The 17,653-nt window shown below is 38.7% G+C and carries 20 protein-coding genes; 17 read left to right on the top strand and 3 right to left on the bottom strand.

The features are described from left to right. The first annotated feature begins 116 nt into the window (after positions 1-116). Genes QOS06_RS06205 through QOS06_RS06190 form a run of 4 tightly spaced genes read left to right on the top strand, consistent with a single transcriptional unit; the run spans position 117 to position 3,549 of the window. The gene (locus QOS06_RS06205; RefSeq protein ID WP_085680194.1) at positions 117-1,259 is read left to right on the top strand and encodes a trans-sulfuration enzyme family protein; all 1,143 of its coding nucleotides are present in this window, start codon (positions 117-119) and stop codon (positions 1,257-1,259) included. A gap of 26 nt (positions 1,260-1,285) precedes the next feature. Beyond that, positions 1,286-1,987, top strand: a complete 702-nt coding sequence (locus QOS06_RS06200) for an amino acid ABC transporter permease (RefSeq protein ID WP_003667322.1) — start codon at positions 1,286-1,288, stop codon at positions 1,985-1,987. A 5-nt stretch (positions 1,988-1,992) separates the two neighbouring features. After that, the gene (locus QOS06_RS06195; RefSeq protein WP_003670553.1) at positions 1,993-2,742 is read left to right on the top strand and encodes an amino acid ABC transporter ATP-binding protein; all 750 of its coding nucleotides are present in this window, start codon (positions 1,993-1,995) and stop codon (positions 2,740-2,742) included. Between the two features lie 15 nt (positions 2,743-2,757). Further along, complete coding sequence (locus tag QOS06_RS06190) at positions 2,758-3,549, top strand: transporter substrate-binding domain-containing protein (RefSeq protein WP_283595660.1); 792 nt, start codon at positions 2,758-2,760, stop codon at positions 3,547-3,549. A gap of 107 nt (positions 3,550-3,656) precedes the next feature. Here QOS06_RS06190 and QOS06_RS06185 read toward each other — a convergent pair whose 3' ends face one another. The 3 genes from QOS06_RS06185 to QOS06_RS06175 are packed head-to-tail and all read right to left on the bottom strand — an operon-like array spanning position 3,657 to position 6,017. Continuing rightward, positions 3,657-4,997 carry a C1 family peptidase gene (locus QOS06_RS06185; protein ID WP_085719644.1) on the bottom strand — a complete coding sequence of 447 codons (1,341 nt, stop codon included), beginning with the start codon at positions 4,995-4,997 and terminating at the stop codon, positions 3,657-3,659. Between the two features lie 28 nt (positions 4,998-5,025). Further along, a complete protein-coding gene (gene rpiA, locus QOS06_RS06180) occupies positions 5,026-5,709 on the bottom strand; it encodes a ribose-5-phosphate isomerase RpiA (protein ID WP_003670550.1) in 684 nt (227 codons plus the stop codon). Between the two features lie 11 nt (positions 5,710-5,720). Beyond that, complete coding sequence (locus tag QOS06_RS06175; protein WP_003666282.1) at positions 5,721-6,017, bottom strand: GNAT family N-acetyltransferase; 297 nt, start codon at positions 6,015-6,017, stop codon at positions 5,721-5,723. A gap of 138 nt (positions 6,018-6,155) precedes the next feature. Here QOS06_RS06175 and QOS06_RS06170 point away from each other — a divergent pair, with 138 nt between their 5' ends. The 13 genes from QOS06_RS06170 (at position 6,156) to QOS06_RS06110 (ending at position 17,645) form a co-directional block, all read left to right on the top strand. Beyond that, complete coding sequence (locus QOS06_RS06170; protein WP_003670548.1) at positions 6,156-6,692, top strand: dCTP deaminase/dUTPase family protein; 537 nt, start codon at positions 6,156-6,158, stop codon at positions 6,690-6,692. A 25-nt stretch (positions 6,693-6,717) separates the two neighbouring features. Beyond that, on the top strand, positions 6,718-8,091 hold the full coding sequence (radA, locus tag QOS06_RS06165; RefSeq protein ID WP_003670547.1) for a DNA repair protein RadA: 1,374 nt from the start codon (positions 6,718-6,720) through the stop codon (positions 8,089-8,091). 17 nt (positions 8,092-8,108) lie between these two features. Continuing rightward, the gene (locus QOS06_RS06160; RefSeq protein ID WP_003670546.1) at positions 8,109-9,266 is read left to right on the top strand and encodes a PIN/TRAM domain-containing protein; all 1,158 of its coding nucleotides are present in this window, start codon (positions 8,109-8,111) and stop codon (positions 9,264-9,266) included. A gap of 380 nt (positions 9,267-9,646) precedes the next feature. Continuing rightward, positions 9,647-11,059 carry a cysteine--tRNA ligase gene (gene cysS / locus QOS06_RS06155; RefSeq protein ID WP_107690467.1) on the top strand — a complete coding sequence of 471 codons (1,413 nt, stop codon included), beginning with the start codon at positions 9,647-9,649 and terminating at the stop codon, positions 11,057-11,059. Between the two features lie 11 nt (positions 11,060-11,070). Continuing rightward, a complete protein-coding gene (locus QOS06_RS06150) occupies positions 11,071-11,484 on the top strand; it encodes a Mini-ribonuclease 3 (protein WP_003670544.1) in 414 nt (137 codons plus the stop codon). Beyond that, positions 11,474-12,223 carry a 23S rRNA (guanosine(2251)-2'-O)-methyltransferase RlmB gene (gene rlmB, locus QOS06_RS06145; protein ID WP_003667343.1) on the top strand — a complete coding sequence of 250 codons (750 nt, stop codon included), beginning with the start codon at positions 11,474-11,476 and terminating at the stop codon, positions 12,221-12,223. Before QOS06_RS06150 ends, rlmB begins: the two co-directional genes overlap by 11 nt. A gap of 65 nt (positions 12,224-12,288) precedes the next feature. Then, the gene (gene rpmG / locus QOS06_RS06140) at positions 12,289-12,438 is read left to right on the top strand and encodes a 50S ribosomal protein L33 (protein WP_003666293.1); all 150 of its coding nucleotides are present in this window, start codon (positions 12,289-12,291) and stop codon (positions 12,436-12,438) included. Between the two features lie 11 nt (positions 12,439-12,449). Further along, positions 12,450-12,626 (top strand): preprotein translocase subunit SecE, encoded by a 177-nt coding sequence (gene secE / locus QOS06_RS06135; protein WP_003666294.1) that lies wholly within the window; start codon positions 12,450-12,452, stop codon positions 12,624-12,626. 116 nt (positions 12,627-12,742) lie between these two features. Beyond that, positions 12,743-13,285 carry a transcription termination/antitermination protein NusG gene (nusG, locus tag QOS06_RS06130; protein WP_003666296.1) on the top strand — a complete coding sequence of 181 codons (543 nt, stop codon included), beginning with the start codon at positions 12,743-12,745 and terminating at the stop codon, positions 13,283-13,285. 139 nt (positions 13,286-13,424) lie between these two features. After that, positions 13,425-13,850 (top strand): 50S ribosomal protein L11, encoded by a 426-nt coding sequence (rplK, locus tag QOS06_RS06125; protein ID WP_003666299.1) that lies wholly within the window; start codon positions 13,425-13,427, stop codon positions 13,848-13,850. 91 nt (positions 13,851-13,941) lie between these two features. Then, entirely contained in the window at positions 13,942-14,634 is a 693-nt protein-coding gene (gene rplA, locus QOS06_RS06120) for a 50S ribosomal protein L1 (protein ID WP_003666300.1), read from the top strand. A gap of 177 nt (positions 14,635-14,811) precedes the next feature. Beyond that, positions 14,812-16,005: an aminotransferase-like domain-containing protein gene (locus tag QOS06_RS06115; RefSeq protein WP_107690470.1), complete on the top strand. Its 1,194-nt coding sequence runs from the start codon at positions 14,812-14,814 to the stop codon at positions 16,003-16,005. 848 nt (positions 16,006-16,853) lie between these two features. Further along, the gene (locus tag QOS06_RS06110; RefSeq protein WP_231119689.1) at positions 16,854-17,645 is read left to right on the top strand and encodes a glycosyltransferase family 2 protein; all 792 of its coding nucleotides are present in this window, start codon (positions 16,854-16,856) and stop codon (positions 17,643-17,645) included. Positions 17,646-17,653 lie beyond the last annotated feature (8 nt).

The raw sequence follows: 17,653 nt of genomic DNA, 5'->3' as shown, positions 1-17,653 counted from the left end.
TTGAGTAACTGCTAACGTAATCGGGAATAAATGCATAAGGCGCAAATTCAAGTGAGAAGTTCTTGAGTTTGTGCCTTTTTTGTATTCGTTTTTGCATTCTAAAGGAGATAGATATTATGAAATTCAATACACAATTAATTCATGGCGGTAATAGTGAAGATCCAACCACTGGTGCGGTCTCAACACCGATTTACCGTTCATCAACATTCCATCAACATGTTCTTGGCGGTGAACCTAAATGGGAATATTCTCGAACAGGAAATCCAACACGTGCATCTCTTGAAAAATTAATCGCAGAGCTTGAACATGGGACAGCCGGCTTTGCATTTGCTTCTGGATCTGCTGCTATTCATGCTACTTTTTCTTTATTCTCTCAAGGCGATCATTTTGTAGTTGGTAGTGATGTATACGGGGGAACATTCCGGTTAATCAACAAGGTATTAAAACGCTTTGGCCTTGAATTTACTGTTGTTGACATGCAAGACCTTGAAGCAGTCGAAAATGCAATTCAAGATAATACCGTTGCAGTTTATTTTGAAACGCCAACTAATCCGCTCTTGCAAATCGCTGATATTAAAGCAATTGCTGATATCGCAAAAAAGCATGGAATAAAGACAATTGTTGATAATACCTTTGCTACCCCTTATAACCAACAACCGTTAACTCTTGGGGCAGATATTGTTGTTCACTCCGCAACCAAATATTTAGGCGGTCATAGTGATGTTGTTGCCGGATTAGCAGTTACTAACGATGATGAGATTGCTGAACAATTAGCATTCCTGCAAAACTCAATCGGTAGTACACTTGGCCCTGATGATAGTTGGCTATTACAACGGGGAATGAAAACTCTCGGTGCGCGGATGCGAGCTCACCAAGAAAATGCGAATGAAGTTATTAATTTTCTCCAAAACGATGACCATATTGGAAAAATTTATTATCCAGGCTTAAAAGATTTTCCTGGTCATGAGATTGCGGCTAAGCAAATGCGGAACTTTGGAGCAATGATCTCCTTTGAACTTAAGGATGGTTTAGATGCGAAGAAGTTTGTTGAAAATCTACAATTAATTGATCTTGCGGAAAGTTTGGGAGGAATTGAAAGCTTGATTGAAGTTCCAGCTGTCATGACCCATGGATCTATTCCCCGGGAAATAAGATTAGAAAACGGAATTAAAGATGAGTTGATTCGTCTTTCAGTGGGAATTGAGGACCCTGAAGATATTATTGCTGACTTGCAACAAGCACTTAAAAAATTAGATTAATTATAGAAGAAGGGAAACTGTGACTTATGTGGGAAATTATCAAGACATCTTTACCACAACTCTTAGCAGCGGGATTTAAATATACGATTCCGTTAGCGATTATTTCATTTTTCTTTGGACTGATTATTGCACTAGTAACAGCTTTAATTCGTCTTTCTCGTCAACGTGGTGCATTCATGATTCTTAAATGGATTGCTAGTTTTTATGTCTGGCTTTTTCGGTCAACACCGCTGTTGGTTCAATTATTTATTGTATTCTTTGGACTGCCATATCTGAGAATTAAGGGAGTCCTACCGCATGGAATAAAATTAGAACCATTTACAGCCGGCATTATTACATTTTCACTTAATACCGGTGCTTATGCTTCAGAAACAATTCGGGCAGCGATCAGTTCAGTTCCAACTGGGCAATGGGAAGCGGGCGCAGCAATCGGAATGACGCGGTTGCAAATCTTATGGCGAATTATTTTACCACAAGCCTTAAGAGTAGCTTTACCGCCCTTATCAAACAGTTTTATAAGTTTGGTCAAGGACACCTCATTGGCTGCTTCAATTACAATTATGGAAATGTTTGCCGTCAGTCAACAAATTGCGGCCGAAAACTATCAACCATTACTTATGTATACTTTAGTAGCAATGGTCTACGCGGTCTTTACGACAGTTTTATCCTATTTCCAAGGGTATCTTGAGCGGGTAGTAGACCGTCAAGTAAATGCAAATAATAGGTGAGAAAAATGAAATTAACAAATATTAATAAAAGTTTTGGTAATAAAAATGTCTTGAAAAATACCACGTTAGAGTTTCCTGCAGGTAAAACAACAGTAATGGTTGGTCCATCTGGATCTGGTAAATCAACAATTCTCCGCTCACTTAACTTATTAGTAATACCAGAGAGCGGCCAATACGATTTTGATGATCATCATTTGGATTTTAGTCAAAAAGTAAGCAATAAAGATAAGTTGGCAATTCGTCAAGAAACAGGGATGGTTTTCCAAGACTACAATCTTTTCCCTAATAAAACTGTCCTTGGTAACATTATTGAAGGACCAACACAGGTTTTGAAACAGGCGAAAAAGGAAGCAATTGCAAACGCGCATAATTTACTTGCTAAAGTGGGCTTAGCAGATTACGGAGATGCCTATCCGAATGAATTATCTGGCGGACAGGCACAGCGGGTGGCGATTGCTCGGGCACTGGCAATGTCACCAAAGTATATCTTACTGGATGAACCGACTTCTGCCCTTGATCCGGAATTAGAGCTTAGTGTATTGAAGGTCCTGTTGCAATTAGCTGAAGAAAAACAATCAATGGTAATTGTTACTCATAACATGGTCTTTGCGAAACATGTTGCGGATAAGATTATTTTTGTCGAGAACGGCGAAATTTTATATGATGGTACTCCAGACGAGTTTTTTGCTCCAGATAATCCAAACAAACGAATTAAAAACTTTATCGCCTCGATGACAATGGAAAATTTAAAATAAAGGAAGTTTAGAATAATGAAATTTTGGAAGAAAGCACTATTAACAATTGCAGCCTTAACAGTCAGTACCTCTGCAGGAATCACAAGTGTTTCTGCTGCTTCATCAGCTGTTAATTCAGAATTAGTTCATAAGGGAGAATTGACAATTGGCCTTGAGGGAACTTACTCCCCGTACTCTTACCGTAAAAATAACAAATTAACTGGCTTTGAAGTAGACCTTGGTAAAGCAGTTGCTAAAAAGATGGGCTTAAAAGCTAACTTTGTACCAACTAAATGGGATTCACTAATTGCCGGTCTTGGTTCAGGTAAGTTTGATGTAGTAATGAACAACATTACACAGACACCAGAACGAGCAAAGCAATATAATTTCTCTACTCCATATATCAAGTCACGGTTTGCATTAATTGTTCCTACTGATAGTAATATCAAGAGCTTGAAGGATATTAAAGGCAAGAAGATTATTGCTGGGACAGGAACTAATAATGCGAATGTGGTTAAAAAATATAAAGGCAACCTTACACCAAATGGCGATTTTGCTAGTTCCTTAGATATGATCAAGCAAGGTCGGGCTGCCGGGACGGTTAACTCCCGTGAAGCTTGGTACGCTTACAGCAAGAAGAACAGTACTAAGGGTCTTAAGATGATTGATGTTTCTAGTGAACAAGATCCAGCTAAGATTTCAGCACTTTTTAACAAGAAAGATACTGCTATTCAATCTTCCTACAACAAGGCACTTAAGGAACTTCAACAAGATGGAACAGTCAAGAAGCTATCTGAAAAGTACTTCGGTGCAGATATTACTGAATAAGTAAAAAAGATCTCCAACGTCTGTGTGTTACAGTGTTAGAGATCTTTTTTGAAAGCTATAAATAAAATATATTTATCACAGCTTTTTCACAGATTAATGTTAAATTATTATGCTAAAGTTCCCATTGGATCCCAAGGCTTAAGAACAACAGGGCTCTTAGCGTAATCACGTTTAAGATCTTCGCTAAGGTACTTCTTATTAATAACAACTTGGTAGCAGTATTTGTCCATCCAATCATCACTCATAACAAAGTAACCTTTATGGCCAACCTTATTACCCCATGAGTTCTCAACTTTCCACTTGGTTGGCTTCCCATCAACAAGGTCAACACCAGTGATAACCATTGCGTGATCCATCATGCTTTCACCATAATCAAGTGCTTCAGCTTTGGTCATTTCAAGATCAACGTCAAATAGTTTGTCGTAGTCATAGGTGTTAAGGGCCATAATCCCAAGTTTAGTTTCTGAATATTTAATAACATCTGAACCAAACCAAACACTTTCGCCATTCTTTAATTGTTCAATCGCGAGTTGCTTGAATTCATCCATTGGTAGGTTTAAGTGCTTGATTTCGCGGCCACCAACGACATTGCCAAGCATATCGATGGTGTAAGTTTGGTGGTACTTCTTATCAGCAGTTGGTGCTTGGATGATTGAAATATAATCATCAAGATTCCAGCCAACATACTTCTTGAAGAATTCTTGTGGGGTAAGGTTAGTATCGCGGTGGAATTCGTTGTCCTTCTTTGTCCGATATTCGAAGTCAAAGTGACTAACCGGTTCACCAAATGTGTAAGCAAGCATCCGGTAATTCTCGTTCAACATCTTACGGCGCGTTTCGTTAATTGCTTCTTCATTTGCATGATCTTCGTTAATCATTTTTCGCAAAATAACGGCATCGTGACGAAGCTTGTTGTTTAAGACTTCATCAATTCCCCGTGAGTTAGAAGAGTTAAATGATTCGGGCATTGCGGCTTTTGGCATAACCCCATACTTGCTGATAAGGGCGCAAAGCATATCCCATTGGCCACCATCGTTTTGTGGTTCGTTCATTAACCATGAAACTTTTCGGCTGTCGGTAGGCTTTTTAGCAGTCTTAATTACGTTTTGGTAGAAATAATTGGATTTCTCAAACTTATCCCAGAAGAACTGGTAGGCTTGGGAAAGTTCAAAATTATCAGGTAAGTTAAATTTTTGCTGCATATCATGACGCATTGTGTTCAGTGCTGCAAACATCCAACAACGACCGGATTGTTTTTGATCAGCAACGTCCCCCGTCTTAAGGTCAATAGAGAAATGAGGAGTATTATCAGCAATTGAATGCCAATTAAAGCTGGCATTCCGTACACCGTTTTTTGTAACAGTATTTTCTAAGACACTGCTGTTAGGGTGATGACGGTAGTTTTTATGAAAACTAGCGATATCTTCTTTATTAATTGAAAAGCTCATTTGCAATATCTCCTTTGAATAGATTGAATTAACGAGCGTGCAATACCTTTGGACCTTCTGAAGTACCAACAATTACGTCGTTAACTCGATTTAAGAATAAACCAGTTTCAACAATTCCAACCATGTGGATCAATTCGTCAGCTAAGGCCTTAGGATCATCAATTTCGCCAAGATGAAGGTCAATAATATAGTTATTTTCATCAGTACGGAACTTTTTATCTCCATCCATCCGCCAAGTCGGCTTGTAGCCTTTCTTTTCAAGACGGTCAAAGACATGTTGAGAACCGAATGGAATTACTTCAACAGGAAGGGGGAAAGCGCCAAGTTTGTGGACGAGTTTGCTTTCATCGACAATCCACATTACTTTATTTGAGGCATTGGCAACGATCTTTTCCCAAAGGAGGGCGCCACCGCCACCTTTGATTCCTTGGAAGTCATCACTGATTTCATCTGCCCCGTCAATAGTTAAATCGATGTGGTCAACGTCATCAATATCTTTAATTGTAATTCCGAGGTCGCGTGCTTGTTTAGCAGTTCGGTTTGAAGTCGTTACACCGATGATATCTTTGATTTTACCTTCTTGGACTTGCTTACCAAGCTCATCAACCATATATTTAACAGTCGATCCAGTTCCGAGACCGACAATCATCCCAGATTTAATGTACTTAACTGATTCCTTACCTGTTTGTTCTTTTAATGCATTTTGATCCATTAATATTCCTCCTAATTAAAGCGATCTGCAACTGGCAATAGTTGCTGATATTCTGGATGTAGTTTGAATTGCGCTACCGCATATGGACACATGAGCTTGACGGTGTATTGCTCTTTTGTTGCATAATCCACAAATTGACGTACTAGTTCAGCTGCAATTCCTTGCCCACGGTAAGTTGGTTGCACAAAAACTCGTTCAACGACAACGTGATCATTTGTATCTGGAACTTTTGGAAAACTGATCTCGCCAACTAAAGGTTCTTGATCGTCAAAAGCAATGATCCGCTGACCATCAACTCGATATTGCATATAAACGCATCCTTTCATAATAATTTTCGATAAACTGCTTTTAAAAGTCAAGTTATCAAAGCGATACCATTAACTTATTATCTATCATATAATAGTATACTGGAATTATTAAGAATAAAACACTATGAGGTGAACGTAATGAAACGTGGATTTAAGATTGTTTCTAGTAAGAAAGGCCAAGATATACACTTACCCCAACGTCAAACAACACGGGCGGCCGGATATGATTTTGAGGCATCGGAAGATTTCGTCCTGCCATCAATTTGGAAAGGCAATTTCTTAAAGGCGCTTTGGCAAATTCATCAACAAAAAAAGCTAACTGATGAAGAGTTTAAGGCTGCTGATTCCTGCTTAAAGCCATACTTAGTACCAACTGGCATCAAAGCCTACATGCAACCTGATGAATTTCTCTTATTAGCTAATCGGTCAAGTGGTCCTTTTAAACGGCGCCTGATTTTACCAAATGGAATCGGCATTGTGGATGCAGACTATTATGATAATGATAGTAATGAAGGGGAAATTTTCTTCCAGCTTATTAACTACGGGTTACGAGATTATCATATAAAAAAGGGAGAACGGATCGGTCAGGGGATTTTTATGCCTTATTTAACTGCTGATAGTGAAGAGCAACCAACCGCTAAACGGACTGGCGGCTTCGGTTCAACAAAAGAATAAATAAACTTAGAGAGGAATTAAAGCGATGGCAAAAATTCGAACACAATATGTTTGCCAAAACTGTGGTTATAACTCACCACGCTATTTAGGCCGGTGTCCAAATTGTGGTGAGTGGAATACTTTAGTAGAAGAACAGGTAGAAGCTAGTTCTGCACCAACCAAAAAAGCAACCACCACCTTAACCGGCTTAGTTGCCAAACCACAGAAAATTAATGAGATTGATAGTACAGAGACTCCCCGTGTTAAAACAAAATTGAACGAGTTAAATCGCGTTTTAGGTGGAGGAATCGTTCCCGGATCACTAATTCTAATTGGAGGAGATCCGGGAATCGGAAAATCGACCCTCCTTTTACAAGTTTCCGGACAATTAAGTGATGAGCATCACCGGGTTTTATATGTGTCTGGAGAAGAAAGTGGGACACAAATTAAAATGCGGGCGGAACGATTAAAAGTTGCTGGGGATGACTTTTATGTATATCCAGAAACGAATATGGATAGTATTCGGGATACTATTCGTGACCTCAAGCCAGAGTATGTCGTGATTGACTCGGTACAAACGATGCAGGCGACTGATGTAAGTTCAGCAATTGGTAGTGTATCGCAAATTCGTGAAGTTACTGCCCAGTTAATGCAAATTGCTAAAAGTAATAACATTACGATTTTTGTCGTTGGACATGTGACAAAGGGCGGTGCAATCGCTGGTCCAAAGATCTTGGAGCACATGGTTGATACAGTCTTGTATTTTGAAGGAGACCTGCACCATACATATCGTATTTTGCGATCAGTGAAAAATCGATTTGGTTCAACTAACGAGCTTGGTATTTTTGAAATGCATACAAATGGGCTGACGGAAGTAAAAAATCCATCAGAAATCTTTTTAGAGGAACGATTACATGATGCAACCGGTTCAGCGGTGGTTGTTTCATTAGAAGGAACACGACCAATTTTAGTTGAAATTCAAGCGCTGGTAACACCGACCGTTTATGGGAATGCACAGCGAACTGCTACCGGTTTGAGCCGAAACCGAGTATCATTGATAATGGCGGTATTAGAGAAACGTGCTAACCTAATGCTTCAAAATCAAGATGCTTACTTAAAAGCAGCTGGGGGCGTTAAGTTAGATGAGCCAGCAATTGATTTGGCAATTGCAGTAAGTATTGCCTCCAGTTATCGGGATAAAGGAACCAAGCCCACCGATGCATTTGTCGGTGAGGTAGGTTTGACTGGGGAAATTCGCCGGGTAAACCGAATTGAACAGCGGGTTGCTGAAGCAGAAAAACTTGGCTTTAAGCGAATCTTTATTCCCAAAAATAATTTAAAGGGTTGGAAACCGTCAACTAATATTCAAGTAGTCGGTGTCTCAACGCTTAAAGAGGCGTTATATTTAGCGCTGGGGTAAAATAAATAATTGAAAGGATGAAGCAAATGCGGCGTAGAATGATTACTCTCATTTATATTCTAGTTGGCGCGGCAGTGGGATTTTACTATTTGCCATTATTATGGGGGATTTTGAACATCGCTCTTAATCCGGCATTATTAGTATTTATCGACATTATTATTGGTGCACTTATTTTCTGGCTATTATCCCTCCCATTGGTTAGCGGCACTGAAAAGTTGATCCAGCGAATCGAAAAAGAACTAACCAAGCGTAGTCCTGTATACCTTTTCTTTGGGACTTTATTAACGATTATTGGCTTAGTTTTAGCAGTTCTTATTTCGATTCCATTGTGGAGAACGAGGATTCCGGTAATTAATAATATTCTGCCGATCCTTCTAATGATTGTCTTTAGTTATTTTGGTTTTCGAATTGGTACGACGCGGTTAGATGATTGGCGTAAAGCATTTACCCATGCCAAAAGTAGTAAAACCGATGGTGGTAATGTGATTGAACGGCAAGATGATAATTATCACCATTATAAAATCCTAGATACAAATATTCTGATTGATGGACGCATTTATGATTTAGTCAAAACGGGTTTTCTAGAGGGAACATTACTGGTTCCTAACTTTGTTTTATATGAATTGCAATATATCGCTGATTCTGGCGAAAGTATTAAGCGTGTTCGTGGGCGCCGTGGCCTTGATATTTTAAACAAGTTACGGAAAGAAAAAATTGTTCCAATCGAAATGTATGATGGAGACTTTGAAGATATTCCAGAGGTTGATAGCAAATTAATTGCCCTCGCTAAAGAAGTCAATGGGGTAATTGTGACAAATGATTATAACCTTAATAAAGTAATTCAATTCCAAAATGTTCAAGTATTGAATATTAATAACTTAGCAAAATCATTACGACCACGAGTTATTCCGGGCGAAACGATGACGGTTGTTGTTGTGAAAAAAGGAACTGAACGACAACAGGGTGTTGCTTATCTTGACGATGGAACGATGGTGGTTGTTGAAGATGGTCGTTACTTTATGGATAAACAAATTGAAGTTGAAGTAACTAGTGCTCTTCAAACAGACGCTGGTCGAATGATCTTTGCTCGTCCGCTTCATTCACAACGAGGAATTGACGAGTATACGGATACGGAACATAAAGAAAACCGAAATAATAAAGATAAGAAAAAATAACAAAGAATGGCTGTGAAGAAGAAATAGAGTTTTCTTGCTTCCAGCTATTTTTTAAAACAAAAAAGAAGCAGCTCGGGAAAAAGCTGCTTCTTAGGGAGTATTACGATAATCTTGGGGGAGATTTCGTAAAAAAGAAAATATTTTTTTCGGTTACTATTGGGAGGAGTAATTGAAAAATAATAGGTTTCATTGATGTAGTAAAGTTCATCTTTACTACGATATATATAATAGCAGTAGAATGTGAAGAAAGTATGACCAAATGGTAAATAATTTTTTGGATACAAATTAATATCATTAGAAATGCTATTCTAATACGGAATGTGGTAAGATTAACTGTACAAATTAATTCTTTATTAATGATTTTTAAGGAGCGGATAGACATGCTAACAATTTACAATACGTTAACAAGAAAAAAAGAAGAATTTAAGCCATTGCATCCAGGCGTTGTTAACATGTATGTCTGTGGTCCGACGGTTTATAATTACATTCATATTGGAAATGCGCGCAGTGCGATCGCCTTTGATACAGTCCGACGTTACCTTGAATTCAAAGGGTATAAAGTAAATTATGTTTCTAACTTTACAGACGTTGACGATAAAATGATTAAGGCAGCTGCCGAGCAAGGGATTACCGTTCCACAATTAGCGGAGAAGTATATCAATGCTTTTATGGAAGATACCGCAGCAATTAATATTGAGCCAGCTACTCTTCATCCCCGGGCAACGGAAAACATTACGGAGATCATTAAATTCGTGCAAGGATTAGTGGAGAAAGGATATGCCTACCCTAAAGATGGGGATGTTTATTATCGGGCACGAAAGTTTAACCACTATGGACAGCTTTCTGGGCAATCACTTGATGACCTTGAAGTTGGGGCAAGTGAACATGTTAGTGCGGATGAGGTTAATAAAAAGGAAGATCCGCTTGATTTTGCTTTATGGAAAGCAGCTAAGCCCGGCGAAATTAGTTGGGATTCACCATGGGGAAAAGGTCGTCCGGGATGGCATATCGAATGTTCAGTGATGTCTACTAAGTACTTGGGCAAGACAATTGATATTCATGCGGGGGGACAAGACCTTGAATTCCCTCACCATGAAAATGAGATTGCCCAAAGTGAAGCAGAAACGGGCCAAAAATTTGTTCGTTACTGGATGCATAATGGTTTCGTAACAATTGGAAAAGACAACGAGAAGATGAGTAAGTCTCTCCATAATTTCATTACTGTTCATGAAATTATCAAGGAAGTAGATCCTCAGGTTTTACGTTTCTTTATGGCGACTACGCAATACCGGCGTCCAATTCAATATAGCCAGGCAAACCTAACTGATGCGCAAAATAATCTTAATCACATTCAAATAGCCTTTGATAACTTGACTTATCGTGAACAAGATGCCGATGAGGGAGATGTTCAAGAAGTCACTGATCGGCTTGAGCAATTCCATCACCAATTTATTACAGCAATGGATGATGACATCAATGTTCAAAACGGGATTGCCACAGTCTACGAATTAGTTAAATATGCAAATGTTTATGCTCAACAAGATAATGTTAGCTTAGGTGCCATTCAAGCAATCAAAAAAGAGCTTGTTGAATTGATGAGTATTTTTGGCGTTAAGCTTGAAGCAAGTGACAATCAAATCAATGATGAAAAGATTAAGCAATTGATTGAAGAACGAAATATAGCACGGAAGAATAAAGATTTTGCGCGAAGTGATGAAATTCGAGACAATCTTAAAAAACAAGGGATTATTCTTGAAGATACTCCTCAAGGAACGCGTTACAAAAAGGAATAGAAAGGATCCTTATGGTACAAGCAGACTATCGACAACTTAATGGAATTGCTTTGGCTTATTTAGGGGATGCAGCTTATGAGGTTTACATTCGTCAGCATCTTTTAACCAAGGGAATTAGTAAGCCAACGAAACTACAACATATTGCTACCCACTATGTTTCGGCAAAAGCACAGGCGGCTCTTATTGACTTGATGAAAGAAGACGAGTTACTGTCTGATGAAGAATGGTCGTATTTTAAACGTGGGCGAAATGCTAACAGTCATACTCACGCTAAGAATACATCAGTTATGACTTATCGGATTTCTACCGGATTTGAAGCAGTAATGGGTTACCTCAAATTAGCTGGTAAAGAAGAGCGATTGGCTGAATTAGCGCAATGGTGTATCGAACAAGTAGAAGCGGGGCGAACAGCACATGAAAAATGAGAATACGGATTTTATTATTGGCCGACATCCAGCTGTGATGGCACTAAAATCTGACCAAGAGATCAATAAAGTTTTTATTCAGTCGGGGTTAAAGGCCGATGCTATTTCCCAGATTGTTAAATTAGCGAAAGAACGCCACTTAGTAGTATCGAATGTTCCTAAGAATAAATTGGACTTGATGACTGACCGACAAAATCACCAGGGGGTTGTGTTAGCTGTAGCAGCATACCAATATGCAACTATTGATGACCTCTTTGATAACGCGGCTAAGCATGACGAAGATCCATTTTTCCTTATTCTTGATGAACTAGAGGATCCGCATAATTTAGGTTCAATCATGCGAACTGCTGATGCCGCTGGTGTTCATGGTATTATTATTCCACGCCGGCGAGCAGTAGGATTAACTTCAGTGGTTGCCAAAACATCTACGGGAGCAATTGAACATGTACCAGTTGCCCGAGTAACAAACCTGGTTCAAACTGCTAAAGAATTGCAAGAACGCGGTGTTTGGCTGTTTGGTACTGATATGAAAGGAAAAGATTACCGAACATGGGATGCGCATGGTGCCGTCGCTTTGGTTATCGGCAATGAAGGTAAAGGAATTTCATCCTTGCTAAAGAAAACTTGTGATGAAATGCTAACAATTCCAATGGTTGGGCATGTTCAAAGTTTAAATGCGAGTGTGGCGGCAAGTTTGTTGATCTACCAAGGCTTTAACTCTCGTCATCCTTTAAAATAATTTTGATTTTATTGCTTTTAAACCTTGATTCGTGCTAACCTAAGTACTGTGTGGAGGTGATAAGTATGTCCCAGAAAAAAGTAGCATTGGAATGTACAAAGTGCGGTGCGCGTAATTATACGATTACCGCTAACCCTCAACGACAAGAACGATTAGAATTACGTAAGTTCTGTAAACATTGCGGTGAGTATACTATTCATCGTGAAAGCAGATAGTGGAGGAAAATATGCACTTAATTCGATTTATTAAGAGTGTTAACCACGAAATGAAGCTAGTTGTATGGCCAACAGCTAAAGAGAATCGTCGTGATACGACTATTGTTGTTTCATTGACTCTGTTCTTCGTACTATTCTTTGCTCTATTTGATTGGTTAATTCAATTAATGATGAAACTCTTTGTTTAACATTAGTAGTCAAATAGAAATTAGTTTGTTATACTAAATCTAAGGGAACTTCGTAGTTATTACGAAGTTTTTTATTTTACTGAAAAATGATTTGAATTATGATAGGAGGATTCATCGTGGAATCACATGAAAAACGTTGGTATGTGCTCCATACCTACTCTGGTTATGAAAACCGGGTTAAAAGTAACTTGGAATCACGGGCTCAATCAATGGGAATGGAAGACTACATTTTTCGCGTAGTTGTTCCTGAAGAAGAAGTTCGCCAGGTTAAGGACGGTCAAGCAAAAGAAACAATTGAAAAGACATTCCCAGGCTATGTTTTGGTTGAAATGGTAATGACTGACCAAGCTTGGTACATTGCTCGTAATACTCCCGGCGTAACTGGTTTCTTAGGATCTCACGGTGGTGGTTCCAAACCAACCCCATTGCTTCCTGAAGAAGTTGATCGGATTATGAAACGGATGGGAACCGAAACAACTGTTAGTGACATTGATGTTAAGGAAGGCGATACTGTAAAAGTTATTGCGGGATCCTTTGCAAATATGACTGCCAAGGTTGTAGAAGTTGATCACGAAAAGCAAAAGATTAAGGCGACTGTTGAAATGTTCGGTCGTGAAACGGCTGCTGAATTAGGCTTTGATCAGATTGATACATTTTAGTTAATTTAATATTTTGAAAATTGTTGAAATAAATTGAGAATTGTGGTATGTTTTCTAAGTATGCTATTAACATACTGTGGGAGAGGTAAAACTTACTGCCTCATCATGACCACAACACGGACTAAGGAGGTTTTGTCTCGTGGCAAAGAAAGTAGCTAACATTGTCAAGTTGCAAATTCCTGCCGGTGCCGCTACACCAGCTCCACCAGTAGGTCCTGCACTTGGACAAGCAGGTATTAACATTATGGGCTTCACTAAGGAATTCAACGCACGGACTGCAGACCAAAAGGGTATGTTGATCCCAGTTGTAATTACTGTATATGAGGACCGTTCATTCGACTTCATTACTAAGACGCCACCTGCTGCTGTCTTACTAAAGAAGGCCGCTGGTGTTGAACATGGTTCCGGTGAACCTAACACAAACAAGGTTGCTTCAGTAACGAAGGACCAAGTTAAGGAAATCGCTGAAACTAAGATGCAAGATCTAAACGCAGCTGACGTAGAAGCAGCTATGCGCATGATTGAAGGTACTGCTCGTAGCATGGGCTTCACTGTTGAAGACTAATTACTAGCAGTCGGGATGCACTATGAAAATAGTGCACCCACGTGGGAGGTATAACTCCGTTAGACCACATTTGCAAGGAGGAAAACACAAGATGGCTAAAAAACGTGGTAAGAAGTACCAAGACGCGCTCAAGAAAGTTGACAGCAAGAAAGAATACGCTGTTAAAGACGCTGTCCAATTAGTAAAAGATATTGCCTACGCTAACTTCGACTCTACTATCGAAGTAGCATTTAACTTAAACGTTGACACAAAGCAAGCTGACCAACAATTACGTGGTGCCGTTGTTTTACCAAATGGTACTGGTAAGGATCAAACAGTTATTGTTTTCGCTAATGGTGAAAATGCTAAGGCTGCCCAAGAAGCTGGTGCTGACTTTGTTGGCGACGATGATTTAGTAGAAAAGATTCAAGACGGTTGGCTTGACTTTGATGTTGCAATCGCAACACCAGACATGATGCCTAAAGTAGGTCGTTTAGGACGTGTCCTCGGACCTAAGGGCTTAATGCCAAACCCTAAGACTGGTACTGTTACGATGGACGTAGCCAAGGCTGTTTCTGATGCCAAGGCTGGTCAAGTAACTTACCGGACTGACCGTGATGGTAACGTTGCTGTACCATTCGGTAAGGTTTCATTTGATACTGACAAGTTAGTTGAAAACTTGGCTACTTTAGAAGATATTGTGGCTAAGGCTCGTCCAGCTTCAGTACGTGGAACATACATCAAGCACGCTTCCATTTCTTCAACATTTGGACCAAGTGTTACGCTTGATTTAACCACATTTTAATTTAAATTAGTTAAAATGAAAAAAGACTTTGAGATTTTTGCTCAAAGTCTTTTTTTGTTTTAAATATTACTTCACAATAGAGATTTGTTGTGCTATATTATTAATCAATGATAAAAAGATTAAAAAAATAATTAGATTTTATCATTTGAGTTTAAAATTAATTAAGGAGTGACGACAATGACACAATTTAAATATTCAAAGCGTGTTCCAGCAGATGGTACGGATGCGGTTGGTGCAATTTTACAAGCAGCGGCGGATCCTAAGATTATTTCATTTGCTGGGGGATTGCCGGCACCCGAACTGTTTCCTGTTAAAGAAATGAAAGCAACTGTTGATAAAGTTTTTGAAGAACACGGTCAAGAAGCCATGCAGTATGGGGCAGCGAAGGGAGTCACAGCTTTACGTGAGGTTATCCAACAACATGTGAAGGAAAAAGAAAATGTGGATTCCGAATTAGACAATGTTTTAGTAACAACGGGATCAGAACAAGCCTTAGATTTAGTGGGCAAGGCTTTTGTTGATCCGGGTGATACTGTATTAGTTGAACAGCCAACGTACCTCTGTGCTTTAGATGTTTTTCGTTCTTACGGTGCTAATTTTGCTAGTGTTGAGATGGACGAAGATGGGATGAAGATGGATGCTTTAGAAGAAGCACTAAAGGCTAATCCAAATACCAAACTCATCTATACTGTGCCAAATTTCCAAAATCCAACTGGACGGACAATGACTGAAGAACGACGAAAGCAGTTAGCTGAATTAGCAGAAAAATATGATGTATATGTACTAGAAGATAATCCATATGGTGAAATTCGTTTTGCTGGCCAACATGTACCAGCAGTTAAGTCATTTGATAAATCGGGTCATGTTCTTTACATGAGTACATTTTCAAAGACATTAGCACCAGGATTTCGTTTAGGATGGTTGGTTGCTGATGAAGATGTGGTTAATAAATTAACGGTCCTTAAGCAATCAGCTGACCTCCATACAGATAATTTAGCTCAATTCGCGGTTGCCCAATTCTTTGCTGACAACGATGTGGATGCCCACGTTAAAGAAATTAGTGATTTATATGGCAAACGTAAAGATTTAATGCTTGAGGGAATTAAAAAGTACTTCCCAGAAGGAGTTAAATATACGAATCCTGAAGGCGGTATGTTCTTATGGGTAGAAGTTCCTGGCGTTGACGATACAGTAGAGTTATTTAAGGAATGCCTTGAACATGATGTAGCCTTTGTTCCAGGCGATCCGTTCTTTGCTGGTGAAGCTCAACCTGGTGCTTTCCGCTTGAACTATTCAAATATGAAAGAAGACCAGATTGAAGTTGGTTTAAAACGTTTAGGAGCGGCCTTAACAGCTGCAGTTAATAAGTAATTATTTTAGCCATTAATAAATACAATCCTAATAAAAAACGAATTTAAATGATGATGGGAGCAAGACAGAAGAGCTCTCGTAAATAAATAATAGGCCTCTATCGCTTGAAATTACCAGGCGTTAGAGGCCTTTATATTGCACTATTTGTCTTATGTGGACGTAATCTGACATATGTTCATTCCTTTTTTAGTCATTAAAATGTAGTAGGTTAATATACTCCCTCTGTACTTTGAGTTAATTGTGATTTTAATTATATTAATTGCTGAAAAGTTTTAAATATTCGGGTTTCTGGCTATCTAATTGGGATAGTAATAAGCATTATCAAAAATTTTTAAGGGAAAAGGAGTTTTTGATAGTGTCAATGATAGATTTCACTAATACAGAAATGGCAGTAGCCGTTATCTTTACTTTAATAATAATGTTTGTAATATCCTTTGCAGTTAGTTTTTTATTTTGGTTGATTTACCACCAAAATATGAAAAAAGGATAATTGAGAGATGATAATTATAATTTTTACGCTTATTTGGGGGATCGCGCTGTTTATATTTTTAGTTTATTCATTGATTAGTCTGCTATTTCGGATGATTTCGTATCCTCGGGACTTTCATCACTTCGCGGGAAACCAACAATCAGCTAAAATTGACTACAATTTACAATATTGTGTTATTGTTCCATGTTTTAATGAGGCAGCAGTTATTCAACGAACAATCAAATGTTTGTTGCGATTTAAGCAATTTGAAAGATGCTAGTAGTGACAATTCAGTTAGTCAGATTAAGCAGATTACTAACTCGCATGTCCACCTTTTGCGACGGCATCTTCTAATGCCCATACAGGCAAGGGGGATGTATTGAATTTTGCCCTAGATTATATTTGTCAGATCACTATCCGACAGCGGGTTCCTTTTGAAAAGGTTATTATTGGCGTAGTGGATGCGGATGCTCAATTAGCTGACAATGCTCTGCAGCGATTAAATGCCTATTTTTCTTCGCCAAGAACGAATATTACTCAGATGCGAGTTAAAATGTATCCACACTTTAAAAATTGGCTGCAGATTTTACAAGATATTGAGTTTTTTAGTATTAACCATATGACCCAAATTATGCGAATGTATACTAAAACAGTTGGTTTAAGTGGGAATAGCCAGTTCTTTCGATTCAAACCAATTATTGATAAAATCGGTGCGCATCCATGGGGCGATGCACTATTAGATGACTACGAATTAACGATAAAAATGATGCTGAAAAAATTGCATATTGATTATATGACAGATACATACGTTTACCAGGAAGCGTTAACGTCTCCTAAAGGGTTTATTCGTCAACGAAGCCGGTGGGTACAAGGCGATTTAAATTGTCTTAAGCATCTTCCCGAGATTATTAAAAGCTGCATTTTAAGCAGGACACAGAAACTTGGTATATATTATTTCCTGCTTCAACCATGGCTTAATTTTCTTGCAGACGTTGCGATTATTATTTTAACGACGATTGCCCTTACTCATTGGCATAATCTTTATGGCCACTTGACTCTTATGACTTTTTCATTAGTGATGGCCGGCTTGGTAGTCTTTTCGTTATTTTGGAGAATAATATTTGGAATATTTTACTATCGTGACTTAGCTCACTATCACGAACCTCCTTAAAAAAACAC

Origin of the sequence: Limosilactobacillus sp. DJ3M12 (assembly GCF_947381695.1) — a bacterium.
Classification (GTDB): Bacteria; Bacillota; Bacilli; order Lactobacillales; family Lactobacillaceae; genus Limosilactobacillus; species Limosilactobacillus kinnaridis.
Note: the sequence above shows the minus strand (reverse complement) of the source record. Positions and strands in the feature narration are given on the sequence as shown.